The organism is Tenacibaculum discolor (genome assembly GCF_003664185.1).
Taxonomy (GTDB): Bacteria; Bacteroidota; Bacteroidia; order Flavobacteriales; family Flavobacteriaceae; genus Polaribacter; species Polaribacter discolor.
Window position 1 is genome coordinate 1 of record NZ_RCCS01000007.1, and the last position, 15440, is coordinate 15440.

Here is a 15440-nt window from a genome sequence, read left to right on the forward strand (position 1 = left end):
CTGCCACTGGTGGGAGAGTAGGTCGTTGCCTTTCTTTTAAACCTCAATCTTTTATTAGATTGAGGTTTTTTTTTGATCTTATTTTAAATTCAATATTTTATTACTACTAAACTAAAACATCAAGATAACTCCAAAATTGGAATTAACATAAGATACTTTATTTTAAAGAAAACTATGAATACATTAATATAGTATAGTTCTAGTAACACGTTATCTTAAAAAGCTTTTAAAACGTTACTTAGTAATGATTTTTATACTAAATAAGATTTGTACATTGAAATTTGTTTTTTAATATTTACGCTTTATAAATACGAAATGAGTTTGGATAACGAAGTTTTATTTTTTATTTGTTCTTTAGGTGTTTTTAATGGGTTTTTAGTCAGTATTTATTTTCTACTGATTGATAAGTCCAAAAGAGTACCTAATTTTATATTTGGGTTGTTAGTTTTCTTTTTAACTATTAGAATAGGTAAATCAGTTTACACAATATTTACTCCAAGGGAAGAAAGAAATTTGTTAATCATACAAATTGGCTTATCAGCGTGTTTTTTAATTGGTGTCTCGTTATATTTTTACTTAAAAGCATCTGTATTTAAAACGAAGAGGATTCCATTAAAATGGAAACTTCATTTTATTTTATTATTTCTAATAATAACTATAGTTGGTGTTATAAAGCCTTACTCAAATAATGCTCTTTTTTGGAATACATATTTTGTGAAGTTTATTTATTTTGTTTGGGGTGTTTATATACTATTATCAGCCTTTATTTTAAAAAATACTTTTAGAAAGTTGTTTTTCAATAATGTAAGTTGTACTACTTCTGAGATATGGCTATTAGCTGTTTATACGAGTAATCTACTAATTTACTTAGCTTATATAGTTGGTTACTTTTATTTTTATTTTATAGGAACTGTTACCTTTTCAATAGTTTTTTATGGTTTAGTATTACTTTTCCTTTCAAAGAAAAATAGAGAGTCAATTTTTAGAGATTTACCTGAAAAATATTCAGCAAAAAAGATTGAAAGTGATGAAGCTACCTCATTAAAATTACAATTAGATACTTTAATGGGAGAGCAAGAGTTGTATAAGAATTCCGATGTGAAGTTATCTGATATTTCAGCTAAAATAGGCATATCTTCTCATAAATTATCTCAATTTTTAAATGATAATTTAGGAAAAAGCTTTGCTATGTTTTTAAATGAATATAGAATTGAAGAAGCAAAGAAAATCATAAGTAAAAATCATAAAATAACATTAGAGAGTATAGGTTTTGAGGCTGGCTTTTCTTCAAAATCAAACTTTTATGCGACTTTTAAAAAAGTAGTTGGACAAACACCTGCTCAGTATCAAAAGCAGTTTTTGGAAGACTAAATTAGTACAGAATTATAATTTAGTACGCCTAAATTATAACATTTCATCAAAATAGAGTTTTGTTTTAAGAGGTTTGAAGTAAAATTTAAATCTTTTAAAAATGAAAATTATAACTACGTTAATTTCAGCTTTCTTTTTTATCTCTTGTTTTTCACAAGATAAAGAAGATCTTAAAGAAAAACTTCTTGTTAATATCTATGGAAGTAAACAACAAAAAGTAATTAATTATGACAAGAGTTTTGTGTCAGATGATAAGTTGATTTATGAAAGTATAGATCACCCAGAAGTAAATTTAATACTTTCTGATAAAGAGTTAATAGAGATAACATTAAATAATTATATTGAAGGAAGTTCTTATAATAAACTTAAGATTCTTAAAAGTTCATTTTCAAATGAAGCAACTCTTTATTTAAAAGGAAAAGATGGCTTCAAAAAATATAGTCCTGAAGAATATACAAACTTTTTCTCACCTGATAAGAAAGGAAAGTTTAATGGTAGAATAGGAGAAATAATATCTATCGATATCACTAATGATATTGCTACTGCTAAAGTTGAAATTTTAATACCTAATCGTAAATGGAGATTTGTTGATCTTTTTTTATTGAAGAAGTTTACCAACCAATGGAAGATTATAAGTAAAACAGCAACAAGAGAATCATCTAATGAAACTGGAAATAAAATTTTGTTTGTTGTTTCTAATACTGATTATTATTTAGGAACAGACATTCCTACAGGTAATAGTTTTGATGAAATAATATTAGCTTATGAAATGTTTAAAGATGCTGGTTTTAACATAGATATTATAAGTCCTAAAGGAGGAGCAATTCCATTAAAATACTTAAATACATCTGAAAAAATAAAGAAAGAGTATTTATATAATAGTGATTTTATGTATACTATTAAACATACTAAAAAACCATCAGAAGTTCATTCATCTGACTACAAAGCTATTTATTATGTTGGAGGGGGTAGTGCAATGTTTAATGTACCTAAGAATAAAGAAATTCAAAAGATAGCAATAGATATTTATGAAAAGCAAGAAGGAGTCATAAGTGCAGTTTGTCATGGTACTGCAGGAATTGTTTATTTAAAGAAAAGTAATGGGGAATATGTGGTTAAAGATAAACGTGTGAATGGGTTTCCAGAAGATCATGAAAAGAAGGACAAAGAATATTTTAAAAGCTTTCCTTTTTTGATAAGGAAAACAGTGGAAAGTCATGGAGGAAAATTCTTTTATTCAAATGCTCAAGAAGAACATGTAGAAGTTGATGGGCGATTGGTAACTGGACAAAATCCAGCTTCTGTACCTAAATTGATAAGGGAGGTAATTAATATTATAAATTCAAAATAAGGCAAATTTACTTCATAAAAAAAGCTCACCAACGGTGAGCTTTTTTAGTTATAATTTTATTGAAAACTAGGCTAACATAGTAACTGGGTTTTCAATATAGGTTTTTAATGTTTGTAAAAACTGAGCACCAACAGCACCGTCAACAGTTCTGTGATCACATGCTAAAGTTAATTTCATAGTGTTTCCAACTACAATTTCTCCGTTTTTAACTACTGGCTTTTGTACAATTGCACCTACCGATAAAATAGCAGAATTAGGTTGGTTGATAATTGAAGTAAAACTTTCAATACCAAACATTCCTAAGTTAGAGACAGTAAATGTACTTCCTTGCATTTCATTAGGAGTAATTTTTTTGTTTCTAGCTTTACCAGCTAAATCACGTACAGCAGCTCCAATTTGTGTTAAACTTAATGTATCGGTATGTTTTACAACAGGAACGACTAAACCTTCATCTACAGCTACAGCAACACCTACGTGAATATGACTATGGAATAACGTATTGTCATCTGTCCAAGTAGTATTTACTTGTGGATGCTTTTTTAATGCCATTGCACATGCTTTTACTACCATATCGTTAAATGATATTTTAGTATCAGGAATAGCATTGATAGTTTTACGAGAAGCCATTGCATTGTCCATATCTACTTCAATATTTAAGTAGAAGTGAGGTGCAGAGAATTTAGAATTACCCAATGCCTTAGCAATAGCTTTACGCATTTGAGAGTTTTTAACTTCAGAAGTGTTTTCTTCTCCAGCAATTGCAAAATTTGTTACTGCTGATGGAGTAGCAGTACTAGTAGCTACTGGAGCTTCTACTTTAGCTGCTGGAGTATAATTTTCAACATCTTTTTTGATAATTCGACCATTTTCACCAGAACCTTTAATGTCTGCTAAATTGATTCCTTTGTCTTTAGCAATTTTTTTTGCTAAAGGAGATGCAAAAATTCGTCCACCTTTATTATTTGATACAGTCTCTGCTGGAGTAGCAACTGTTTCTGTTTTATTTTCTACAGCTTTAGGAGCTTCTTCTTGTTTTTCAGAAGTTTCTCCACTAGTTAAAGTACCAGTTTTGTGAGCTTCTACTAAAGAAGAAACGTCAGTTCCAGCTTCACCAATAATAGCTAATAAACTATCTACTGGAGCACTTTCACCTTCTTTAACACCAATATGTAATAAAGTTCCTTCGTTAAAAGATTCGAATTCCATTGTAGCTTTATCAGTTTCGATTTCAGCTAAAATATCTCCTTCTTCAACATTGTCACCTACTTTTTTTAACCAAGAAGCAACGGTACCTTCAGTCATAGTATCACTTAAACGAGGCATTGTTACCACTTTTACTCCTTCAGGAACAGTGGTGTTAGTAGATTCTGTTTTTGGCTTTTCTGTTTTAGGAGCTTCTGTTTCTGTTTTAGCAGGCTCAGAAGTATTTCCATTTAATAATGCAGAAAAATCTTCTCCTTCTTCACCAATAATAGCTAATAAACTATCGACCGGAGCTGTTTCACCCTCTTGAACACCTATATGTAATAAAGTTCCTTCGTGAAAAGACTCAAACTCCATTGTAGCTTTATCAGTTTCAATTTCAGCTAAAATATCTCCTTCTTCAACTTTATCTCCTACTTTTTTTAACCAAGAAGCTACCACTCCTTCTTCCATCGTATCGCTTAAGCGAGGCATGTTTATAATTGTAGCCATAGTTTACTTAGATTTTATAAATGGATAATCTTCTTGTTCATATACCATATCATATAATTGATTTAGCTCTGGATATGGAGATTCTTCTGCGAATTTCTCACATTCTTTAACCATATCTTTTACTTCTTTATCAATTGTTTTGATTTCATCTTCTGTAGCATATTCCTTTTCTTTGATGACCTCTAAAACTTGAGTAATTGGATCTATTTTTTTATACTCTTCAACCTCGTCTTTAGTACGATAATGTTGAGCATCAGACATAGAGTGACCTCTATATCGGTATGTTTTCATTTCTAAGAAAGTAGGGCCGTCGCCACGACGAGCTCTTTGAATAGCTTCATCTACAGCTTCAGCAACTTTGATAGGATTCATACCATCAACTGGTCCACAAGGCATTTCATAGCCTAATCCTAACTTCCAAATATCAGTATGGTTTGCAGTTCTTTCAACAGAAGTTCCCATAGCATATCCATTGTTTTCAACAATAAATACTACTGGTAATTTCCAGTTCATTGCCATGTTAAAAGTTTCATGTAAAGAACCTTGACGTGCAGCCCCATCACCAAAATAACATAAAGTAACAGCATCGCTACCTTTGTATTTATCTCCAAAAGCTATACCAGCACCTAAAGGAATTTGTCCTCCCACAATTCCGTGACCACCATAGAAACGGTATTCTTTAGAGAAGATATGCATAGAACCTCCCATACCATGAGAAGTACCTGTAGCTTTACCATATAACTCTGCCATAACACGTTTTGGATCTTCACCCATACCAATTGGTTGAACGTGATTACGATAAGCAGTAATCATTTTATCTTTAGTCAAATCCATTGCATGTAATGAACCTGCCAAAACAGCCTCTTGACCGTTATATAAGTGTAAAAAACCTCTAACTTTTTGTTGAATATAAACAGCTGCTAGCTTGTCTTCAAACTTTCTCCAAAATAGCATATCTCTATACCAGTTGATATAGGTTTCTTTGGTGATTTTCTTCATTATATATTAGTTGTTTATTTTAAAGTTTGTTTATTACAAAACGTAGCTACAAAAGTAAGTAGTTTTTAGTAATTTTAAAAAGGGTTATTCATAAAAGTTATAAGAATTAATAAAGACTAAAAAGAGTTGTGATTTTACTCTCCTTCTTCCTCTCTGATAACCATAGCGATTACTTTTGCTCCTTTGGCTAATTGCCATAAATCAGATACAACAACTTCATTAAAGTCATCATAAACGGTAAATGCACCTGTATTAGGCCTTAAATTTCCTTCATCAACAGCTAAAATTTCAATTTTATTGAAGCCTATCTGTAGTGGAATAGTAAACTTTTTAGAATTCTGTTTTAGGTAGTAATTTTTAACAATAGGTTTTCCATTATTAAGAATAGTAACTATATCACCGTCAATTTGACCAAAATCAACAGCGTCTATATTAATGTTTTTGGATTTTGTGCGGAAAGTCCCCATATCTTTATCAATGAGAGGAATCTTTAAATTATACTTTTCAGCTTTCTTTTGAAGAGTTATTTTTCTTTGTAGCTCAGGAGTGATAATACCCTTATTTTCGAATTCTTTTTCAGCTCGTTGTTTTTCAAGTTTTTTTTGATGTTCTTGATGAGCTGATTTAAAACCTGCATCATCATCAAAATCTAGCGTTTTAGGTTTTTTTACTTCTTTAGCAGGCGCAGTAATAAAGCCAAAAGAAGAGCCCCCCTTTTTTTTGCCACCAATTGTACCATCCATCTGTGCAAAAACATTGGATGTTACGCTACATAAAAAAACGATTACAAGTGTTGGTACTATTTTCATCATTGCAAACAAATCAAAGCAAATATAATGCCGATTTTTAAGTGGTTTTTAAAATTTAGAGTTAAAACTAGTTATTTTACAGGAAAATCAAAAAAGGTTTTAGGAAATGGTTCTCCTCTTAAGGTAAAATGCCACCATTCTTTACTATAAGATCTAAAGCCATGTTTATACATTACTTTTTGTAGTAATTGTCTGTTCTTTTTTTGTTGTTTAGTAAGGTTCTCGTAAGTAATGTGAGACGAAATCCCAAAGAAATCATAAGGACTTCCCATGTCTAGTTCTTTACCTGTTTCTAGATGTATAATTGTTAAGTCGACAGTACTTCCTCGTGAATGCCCAGATTTTGAAGAAATATATCCTTTTTTAAATAAATGACGTTTATTAATCTCAGGATAGTATTGTTGCTTCATTAATGTATCGTTTATTACTCGAGCCCATTTTACAAAATGATTTACTGCTGTTTGTGGACGATAAGCATCATAAACTTTTAAGCCTAATTTTTGACTTGCTAACTCATCTTGAACTTTTTTTAAAGCTTTAGCAGTAGGAGTAGTAGCTATAAGAGTATTTTCTTCATATCCATTAACTGGAACTCCCATAAAGTTGTTGTTATGACAGTATCTTAATTCGCCTTGAATGGTAGGAGATATATCTTTTATATATGAAAATCCTTTTGGTAATTTCTGAGATTGAACTGCTAGTGAGGTAAGTAAAAATAACGATAAAATCCATTTCATAGGGTAAAAGTAATGAAATGGATTTTAACAGTTTCTCTCTTAATGAAAGATTAACTTTTATTTATCTAAAAAATCTTGATAGGCATCCTGACTGATAGCTCTTCCTAAAGAATCTAAAGGCTGATAATTGCCTTCTTGTATTACAGGTTTATTGCTTACATAATCATAAACAAAAGTTCCGTTTTTAGAAACAGTACCAAATCCTTTATTAAAGACATAATGTACATATTGATTTTCAGAAGTGTTAAAAATGTTTTTTCCAAACTTAAATTGTTCTGGTTTGCCCCCCAACATGTCTGTTAAAGTATATGCTAAATCACTTTGAGCGCTAAAATTATCAATAGTAATTCCTGTTTTATTAAGAGCTCCACCCAACCAAACCATTGGGATTTGAAATCTTTTAGGGGAATTAAAATATCCTTTATGTTTAGGTAACGGATGTCCGTGATCAGATAAAATAACAATTAATGTATTATCCCACCAAGGTTGTTTTTTGGCTTCGTCAATAAACTTACCTATAGCTTTGTCTGTATAAGCTTGGGCGCTTCTGTATAAATTTTCTACAGAATTTTTACCAAATTTATATTCTCCAGGAAATTCATAAGGTTCATGACTAGTTAATGTCAGAGCTACTTCAAAAAAAGGTTCTTTAAGGGTAGATGAAGATAAATCTTTCATAAACCGATCTAAAAAGATATGATCATGTGCTCCCCATTTTGAGTTCCAGTTTTCTTTGTCAAACTCAGTTCCATCTACAATTTTATCAATTCTACCATTACGTAAATAGGTAATCATGTTTCCAAAATTACTATCGCCACCATAATAAAAACTAGTGTTGTACCCTAGTTTTTTCATTTCTTTGGTAAGTATTGGTAACTTTCTTGCTTTGTATGGAATTTTCATAATGCTTTTTGTTGGCTGAGGGTAATAGCCACTTAAAATAGCAGGAACCCCTTTGTCTGTTCTGTCTCCATTTCCATAGAAATTAGTAAACAAAATCCCTTCTTTAGCTAGTTTATTTAGGTTTACGGTAACATCAGGCTCCCCTCCTAAAGCACCCACAGCTTTTGCTGAAAGGCTTTCCCAAATAAGGATAATAACATTAGGCTTTTTAGTATTTAAAATAGAGTCTGTACTTGCTGTTAAAAGTTGATTCTTAGTTTTATTGATGATGTCTTTAGCAATATTATTTTTATAGTGGACATAAGGGTTTTTATCATCAGTTTTATGACTAATTGTATTAGCAAAGTTCCAGATGAAATTTACCGCAGCGTGATTAGCAAACATGCTTTTAGAGAAGTATACATTACTTTGGTTAATAGGAATATTAGCAAAACCACCTCGCATAGGGATGATTAAACCACCTATTAACAATAAAAATACTGGAGCTTCTAAAAAATGTCTCTTATTTAATTTATCAAGTGCTTTATTTAAAATTTTATTAAATAAATAAATAGCAACTGCAGAAAGTAAAATCCAAGCAAATAAACCACCAATCAACTGTAAAGTACTTACTGAAGCTAGCATTGCTTTAGGAGTGTTAATGTAATTTAAGACAGTAACATCTATACGAACTCCCCAGAATTTATACAAAGAAATATCCGTTAACATAAACAAATTAATTACTAAAAGAATAGGAAAAGTGTATCCTTTAATAATGTAACCAATAATTTTCTTAGGAATCCATATTGAAAGTAAAATAACTAAAAAGGGAATAGCAGCTAAGTAAGCAGCAAAAGAAAAGTCTAATTGAATACCATATATAAACGTTTTTAACGTAGTAAAAAAACTTAATTCAGAAGTTTTATCGAAGTAATACAATAAGAACAAAAAGCGAGCGAGTAAAAAATATATTACCCACAAAAAATAATATGTAATACTAAAAAGAAATCTGTTTTTAAAGTTAGTCATTGTAGTATAAAAGAGATTTATTCAGTAACTTTTAAACGAGCTTTAGCAGTTACGGAAATATCAGAATAATCGTTGTTTAAATATTTTAAATATCCAGCTATGGCAATCATTGCAGCATTGTCAGTTGTGTATTCAAATTTTGGAATATAGGTGATCCATCCCCAGTGCTTTTCTGCTAAAGTTAAACGTTTTCTTATTTCTGAATTGGCAGAAACACCACCAGCAATTGCTATATGTTTAATACCAGTTTGTTTTATGGTATTTTTAAGTTTGTCCATCAAAATTTCAATAATAGTATATTGAATAGAAGCACAGATGTCATTAAGATTTTCTTTAATGAAATTAGGGTTTTCTTTTACATTTTTTTGAACAAAATATAAGATTCCAGTTTTTAAGCCACTAAAACTAAACTCCAAATCACCAACCTTAGGTTTCGTAAATTTAAAAGCTTTAGGGTTTCCTAATTGAGCATATTTATCAATTAAAGGTCCTCCCGGATAAGGCAAACCTAAAATTTTAGCAGATTTATCAAAGGCTTCACCAACTGCATCATCAATTGTTTCACCCAAAATTTCCATTTCAAAATGACTGGTGATTTTTACAATTTGTGTGTGCCCACCACTAATAGTTAAGCAAACAAAAGGAAATGGAGGTATTTTACTTTCTTCTTCTTTAATAAAATGAGCTAAAATATGTGCTTGCATGTGGTTAACATCTATTAAAGGAATGTTTAACCCTAAGGCTAAAGATTTAGCAAATGAAGTACCAACTAATAATGAGCCCATTAACCCTGGGCCACGAGTAAAAGCAATTGCATTTAAATTGTTTTTAGTTATACCAGCTTGTTCAATAGCTTGTTGTACAACAGGAACAATGTTTTGTTGATGTGCCCTTGAAGCTAACTCAGGAACCACACCGCCATATTTGGCATGAACTTCTTGGTTTGCCACAACGTTACTCAACACTTTTCCGTTACAAATTACCGAAGCACTTGTGTCATCACAAGAACTTTCAATACCTAAAATATAGATGTTTTCTCTACTCAAATCTTTTCGGATTTAGGTTACAAAAATATTGATATTACGTTAGATTTTCGTTAAAAATAACATTTCTTTAAAATAAGGCAGCATTTTTGCAGTTTGCTGATTACTTTTGTTAATAGGATTATAAATAAGGGAAGTTATTAAAAGATTAGGGAACATAATAGGTAGAATAATAAAGTACGCAGTACTTTTTCTGCTCTTGCTTTTTCTTTTACTATCATTACCTTTTGTACAAAGTCAACTTGCCAAACAAGCAACGAATTGGGTAAACAAAGAGTTTAATACCAATATTGTTGTAAAAAAAATTGATTTATCATGGTTAGGAAGTGTTCAGTTAAAAGAAATTGAGATTAGGGACCATCATAAAGACACCTTAATATTTGTAAATAACCTAACTACTTCCTTACAGAACGCCAAACGAATATTAGAAAATAAAGTAGATTTAGGTGAAGCCTCTTTAAGTGGAGTTCATTTTTATATGAAAACCTATAAAGGAGAAAAGAATGATAACATGTCTATTTTTGTAGACAGTTTTGAAGATGGAAAACCAAGAGACAGTTTAGCTGCACCATTTATTCTTAAAAGTGATAAAATTTCTTTAGAAGATTTAACTTTTAAGTTAATGGATGAAAATAAGCAAGATCCACTGGAGTTTGCGGCATATAAAGCAGGAGCTGAGTTAAACGATTTCTCGATTATAGGTCCTGATGTTTCTATGAAAATAAGAAATATGTTTTTCACAGGAAACAGAGGGGTTAACGTGTCAAATTTATCGACAGACTTCACGTATACAAGATCCTACATGGATTTTAAAAATACAACGTTAGAAACAGATAATAAAACTAAACTTCATGCAAAAGTTAAATTTACTTACAATCGAAAAGACTTTGTAAACTTTAATGACAAGGTAAGAATTAAAGCTAAGTTCCAAGAAAGTGTAGTTTCAGTGAAAGATTTAAATAAGTTATATAACGAAATAGGAGGGCATGATTTTCTGTATATAAGCGGAGATATTGATGGTGTTTTGAATAACTTTAGTGCCAATAATGTAAGAGTACATTCAAAGGGAGGTATGAGAATTATTGGAAATATGGGATTTGTTAATGCCGTTAAAACCAGTAGAGGTTTTGTGTTTGATGCAGACTTAGATAACCTTACAGCAAATTACTTTCAATTAAGAAATGTACTACCAAACTTATTAGGGAGAACATTACCAACAGAATTTCAAAGACTTGGGAATTTTACTTTGAATGGGATAGTGAGAGTAACTCCACAACAAATGGATGCTACTGTATCAGTAAAATCAGAAATCGGAACTGCAATTTCAGATCTTCAATTAACAAATATTGATAATATAGATAAAGCCGAGTACACAGGAGAGGTAGAGTTTAAAGATTTTGACCTTGGTGTTTTTGCTAACGACCCTGTATTAGGAACCGTTTCGTTAAAAGCAGATGTTAATGGAAGTGGGTTTAATGTTGATAATGTCAATACCATAATTATAGGGAGAATAAGTAGTCTTTTTTTTAATAAGTATGAATATAAAAACTTACAAGTAAACGGACAGTTCCAAAATAAAAAGTTTGATGGTTTGCTAAATGCAGACGATGATAACTTCAAATTAAAATTTGAAGGACTAGCAGATTTTTCATCAGAGATTAACAAATTTGATTTTATTGCTGATGTTGATAGAATTGATTTGAAGAAAACAAACTTATTTACTCGTGATAGCATTTCTGAGTTAAAAGGAAATATTAACTTAAACATTTCTGGAAACACATTTGATGATATTGTAGGGAAAGCAACCTTTAAAAATTTAGTATACAGAAATCAAAAACAGAGTTACCCTTTTAAGAGTTTTGAAGTAAACTCATCAGTAAAAGATAGTATTAAAAATATAGAAGTAAACTCGGAAGATATTGTAAAAGGGTATGTAAAAGGAAAATTTTCTTTTGAAGAATTATTACCAATTACACAGAATGCTTTGGGTAGTGTGTATACAAACTATCGTCCGCATGAAGTAGCACCAAATCAGTTTTTAGATTTTGACTTCACAATTTATAATCAAATTATAGATATTTTTTTGCCAAACATTTCAATAGGAAAAAATACACGATTAAAAGGTCGTATTAATTCAGATAAAAACTCGTTAAAACTTACATTTGAGTCTCCTGAAATAAATGCATATAAAAATATAATTGAAGGAGTGGTACTCAGGTTAGATAATAAAAACCCTTTATATAATACTCACTTAACAGCTAATAAAGTTAATACAAAGTATTATAATATTAAAAAATTAAACTTATTAAATCGTACTCAGAACGATACATTGTTTTTTAAATCGCTATTTAAGGGAGGAAAAGATTATGCAGAGAGCTTTAGTTTAGATTTTTTTTATACAATTAATGAATTTCAAAAATCTGTTGTGGGAATTCAAAAATCTAAATTACACTATAAAGGTTTTGATTGGTTAATAAACCCAAGTGATGACAGAAATAATAAAGTAACATTTGATTTACAAAAAGATGATTTTACAATTAGTCCGTTTGTTCTTAAATCAGGAGAACAAAGAATAGATTTTAAAGGAATTGTAAGAGACAGTACTTATAAAGACATACAAGCAAACTTTAATAAAGTAAAACTAGCTAGTTTTTTACCACCAGTGGATAGTTTAAAATTAGATGGAAAACTAAATGGAAGGTTAGAGTTTAAGCAAGAAAATGAAATTGTAGCTCCAGAAGGAAACTTATATGTAGAAAATTTTTACATAAACGATTATTCGCAAGGAAATTTAGCACTGAATGTTACGGGAGATAATTCTTACGAGAAATATAATGTCAATTTATCTCTAGAAAATGAAAATGCAAAGAATATATCTGCTACTGGAGGAATTGACTTTTCTACAGAAAGACCAGTTATTGACCTAGATATTTATCTGAAAGAATATAATATTGCTGCTTTTAGTCCATTGGGAGAAGACGTTTTGTCTAAATTAAGAGGAAAAGTAACAGGAGACTTTACTGCAAAAGGGTATTTGAGAAACCCTGATTTTAAAGGAATCTTAAATTTTGAGAATGCAGGATTAGCTTTTCCGTATTTAAATGTAGATTTTGACTTAAAAGGAAATACGAGTGTTGTTTTAGATAAACAAGAATTTATTTTTAAAGACATAATTCTAGAAGATACAAAGTACTTAACACAAGGGGATTTATCTGGAAGTATTGTGCACCAAAATTTTAAAGACTGGTTTTTGAATTTTGACATTAGTACTCAAAATTTATTGATTCTAGATACACAAGAAACAGAAGAGTCTCAGTACTATGGAACTGGCTTTTTAAATGGAGAAGCAAAAATTAGAGGGCTTACTAGTTATTTAGATATTGAGGTTAACGGAAAAACAAACAAAGGAACCCTATTTGTAATTCCGTTAAGTGATGTTAAAACGATAGATAATTATAAGTTAATCCGATTTAAAACAGGAGAAGAAGAAGAGGGAGCAAAAGGAAAAGTTATTGGAGATATAAAAGGCCTAGATTTAAGGCTTAATCTAGCTGTAACAAAAGATGCAGTAGCTCAGGTGGTAATTGATAAAGTTTCGGGAAGTGAGTTAAAAGGAAGTGGAGAAGGAAACCTTAGAATTGATATTGATACACGAGGTAAATTTAACATGTTTGGAGATTTTACCGTAGACAATGGTTTCTATAATTTTAAATATGCAGGAATAACCAAGCCTTTTATTGTACAAAAAGGTGGGACTATTTCTTGGAATGGAGATCCTTATGAAGCCGACTTAGATATAACTGCAGTATATAGAACTAAAGCAAACCCAGCACAGTTACTAGATAATATTAATTCAAATCGTAAGATTCCAATTGATTTATACACGAAAATTACAGGAGGATTATTTAGTTCAAAACAAGAATTCGATATTAAAATACCAAATGCAAACTCAACAGTAAGTTCAGAGTTAGAGTTTATTTTGAATGAGAATGATTTAAATACCAAAATGCAACATTTCTCGTTTTTATTAGCTTTTGGTACATTTTATAATCCGGATGCTATTGGTAGTAGTGCTAGTTCAGGAATTACAGGTACAGCTTCTGAAATTGCTTCAAGTATTTTAACAAATATGTTAAATAGTGATGGAAATAAATTTCAATTAGGAGTTGGGTATACACAAGGAGATAGAGGAAATGTAGATAACCTTAATTCAGACGATCAGGTAGATGTATCTGTATCAACGCAATTGAGTGATAGAGTATTGGTTAATGGAAAAGTAGGAGTACCGGTAGGAACTAACACACAAACCAGTGTTGTTGGAGAGGTAAAAGTAGAGGTACTTTTAAATGAAGAAGGTAATTTAAGAGGTACAGTATTTAACCGTCAAAATGAAGTACAGTATTCTACCGAAGAAGAAGGATATACACAAGGAGTAGGTATTTCATATCAAGTTAATTTTAATAACTTGCGCGACTTAGGAAAAAAACTAGGTTTTAATAAAAAAGACAAGAAAAAAGAAGTAAAAAAAGACAGTCTAAAACCAAAGAAAAAAAGCCTAATCAACTTTAAATCTAAAGAAAAAAAATAACCAAACTATTTTATGGATAGAACTATTAAGGATTACTTCGTAATCATGTTAAAAGGAATGGCTATGGGGGCTGCTGATGTAGTACCGGGAGTTTCAGGAGGCACTATTGCATTTATTTCAGGAATTTATGAAGAGCTGTTAGGTTCTATTAGTAATGTTAATTTAAAACTACTTAAAACTTTACAAAAAGAAGGTTTTGCATCAGCTTGGAGGCAAATAAATGGTAATTTCTTAGCTTCTCTTTTTGTAGGAATTTTTATTAGTATTGTTTCATTAGCAAAAATGATTTCCTGGTTATTAATACATCACCCAATTTTGGTATGGTCTTTTTTCTTTGGGTTAGTATTAGCAAGTATTATTTATATAGCAAAACAAGTTACTCAATGGAATCTTGTTTCGGGAATTCTATTAATTTTAGGAGCTATATTAGCTTATTATATCACAACTTTAAACCCGTTAGTTTCTGAACATTCCTCAATGTCGTTTATGTTTTTAGCAGGAGCTATAGCCATTTGCGCTATGATTTTACCAGGTATTTCAGGATCTTTTATATTGGTATTATTGGGAGCCTATAAACCAGTTTTAGCAGCTGTAAATAATCGTGATTTTACAACTATCACATTTGTTGGTTTAGGAGCAATTATAGGTTTGTTAACGTTTTCAAGAGTCTTAAAATATCTATTTGAAAATTATAAAAATTACACTTTAGTTGTTTTAACAGGATTTATAATAGGTTCACTAAATAAAATTTGGCCATGGAAAAAAGTATTGACTTATAGAACCAATTCACATGGAGAACAAGTGCCTTTTAATGAGTTATCTATTTCCCCATTTTCTTACGACGGAAACCCTCAATTAATGTATGCAACAGTGTTAGCTATAATTGGTTTCGGACTTATTTTATTACTAGAAAAATTAGCAGTAAAAAAGCACTAG

General features: G+C 30.4%; 10 protein-coding genes. 4 read left to right on the forward strand and 6 right to left on the reverse strand.

Features of this window, described 5'->3' with window-relative positions; genetic code table 11:
- Positions 1 to 315: 315 nt before the first annotated feature.
- Both C8N27_RS08415 and C8N27_RS08420 read left to right on the forward strand, forming a co-directional pair.
- Positions 316 to 1371 (forward strand): AraC family transcriptional regulator, encoded by a 1056-nt coding sequence (locus C8N27_RS08415; protein WP_121147016.1) that lies wholly within the window; start codon positions 316 to 318, stop codon positions 1369 to 1371.
- Between the two features lie 100 nt (positions 1372 to 1471).
- Positions 1472 to 2722: a nuclear transport factor 2 family protein gene (locus C8N27_RS08420; protein ID WP_121147017.1), complete on the forward strand. Its 1251-nt coding sequence runs from the start codon at positions 1472 to 1474 to the stop codon at positions 2720 to 2722.
- Between the two features lie 66 nt (positions 2723 to 2788).
- Here the strand turns inward: C8N27_RS08420 and C8N27_RS08425 are convergent, their stop codons facing one another.
- The 6 genes from C8N27_RS08425 to tsaD all read right to left on the reverse strand — a co-directional run bounded on the left by C8N27_RS08425 (position 2789) and on the right by tsaD (position 9919).
- Positions 2789 to 4417: a pyruvate dehydrogenase complex dihydrolipoamide acetyltransferase gene (locus C8N27_RS08425; protein ID WP_121147018.1), complete on the reverse strand. Its 1629-nt coding sequence runs from the start codon at positions 4415 to 4417 to the stop codon at positions 2789 to 2791.
- A gap of 3 nt (positions 4418 to 4420) precedes the next feature.
- Positions 4421 to 5416 carry a pyruvate dehydrogenase (acetyl-transferring) E1 component subunit alpha gene (gene pdhA, locus C8N27_RS08430; protein ID WP_099216561.1) on the reverse strand — a complete coding sequence of 332 codons (996 nt, stop codon included), beginning with the start codon at positions 5414 to 5416 and terminating at the stop codon, positions 4421 to 4423.
- Positions 5417 to 5550: 134 nt separating this feature from the next.
- Entirely contained in the window at positions 5551 to 6228 is a 678-nt protein-coding gene (locus tag C8N27_RS08435; RefSeq protein WP_147431714.1) for a hypothetical protein, read from the reverse strand.
- Positions 6229 to 6296: 68 nt separating this feature from the next.
- Positions 6297 to 6962 (reverse strand): M15 family metallopeptidase, encoded by a 666-nt coding sequence (locus C8N27_RS08440; RefSeq protein WP_121147020.1) that lies wholly within the window; start codon positions 6960 to 6962, stop codon positions 6297 to 6299.
- 57 nt (positions 6963 to 7019) lie between these two features.
- Positions 7020 to 8825, reverse strand: coding sequence for an LTA synthase family protein (locus C8N27_RS08445; protein ID WP_244174730.1), 1806 nt, complete (start codon positions 8823 to 8825; stop codon positions 7020 to 7022).
- 65 nt (positions 8826 to 8890) lie between these two features.
- Complete coding sequence (tsaD, locus tag C8N27_RS08450; RefSeq protein ID WP_121147021.1) at positions 8891 to 9919, reverse strand: tRNA (adenosine(37)-N6)-threonylcarbamoyltransferase complex transferase subunit TsaD; 1029 nt, start codon at positions 9917 to 9919, stop codon at positions 8891 to 8893.
- A gap of 196 nt (positions 9920 to 10115) precedes the next feature.
- Here tsaD and C8N27_RS08455 point away from each other — a divergent pair, with 196 nt between their 5' ends.
- Positions 10116 to 14504 (forward strand): translocation/assembly module TamB domain-containing protein, encoded by a 4389-nt coding sequence (locus C8N27_RS08455; RefSeq protein WP_121147022.1) that lies wholly within the window; start codon positions 10116 to 10118, stop codon positions 14502 to 14504.
- A 12-nt stretch (positions 14505 to 14516) separates the two neighbouring features.
- Entirely contained in the window at positions 14517 to 15440 is a 924-nt protein-coding gene (locus C8N27_RS08460; RefSeq protein WP_121147023.1) for a polyprenyl-phosphate transporter, read from the forward strand.

What these genes read in the sequence shown, in the direction of transcription:
- C8N27_RS08415 (WP_121147016.1), top strand. Translation starts at nt 316, where the DNA reads ATGAGTTTGGATAACGAAGTTTTATTTTTTATTTGTTCTTTAGGTGTT.
- C8N27_RS08420 (WP_121147017.1), top strand. Translation starts at nt 1,472, where the DNA reads ATGAAAATTATAACTACGTTAATTTCAGCTTTCTTTTTTATCTCTTGT.
- C8N27_RS08425 (WP_121147018.1), bottom strand. Translation starts at nt 4,417, where the DNA reads ATGGCTACAATTATAAACATGCCTCGCTTAAGCGATACGATGGAAGAA.
- pdhA (WP_099216561.1), bottom strand. Translation starts at nt 5,416, where the DNA reads ATGAAGAAAATCACCAAAGAAACCTATATCAACTGGTATAGAGATATG.
- C8N27_RS08435 (WP_147431714.1), bottom strand. Translation starts at nt 6,228, where the DNA reads ATGATGAAAATAGTACCAACACTTGTAATCGTTTTTTTATGTAGCGTA.
- C8N27_RS08440 (WP_121147020.1), bottom strand. Translation starts at nt 6,962, where the DNA reads ATGAAATGGATTTTATCGTTATTTTTACTTACCTCACTAGCAGTTCAA.
- C8N27_RS08460 (WP_121147023.1), top strand. Translation starts at nt 14,517, where the DNA reads ATGGATAGAACTATTAAGGATTACTTCGTAATCATGTTAAAAGGAATG.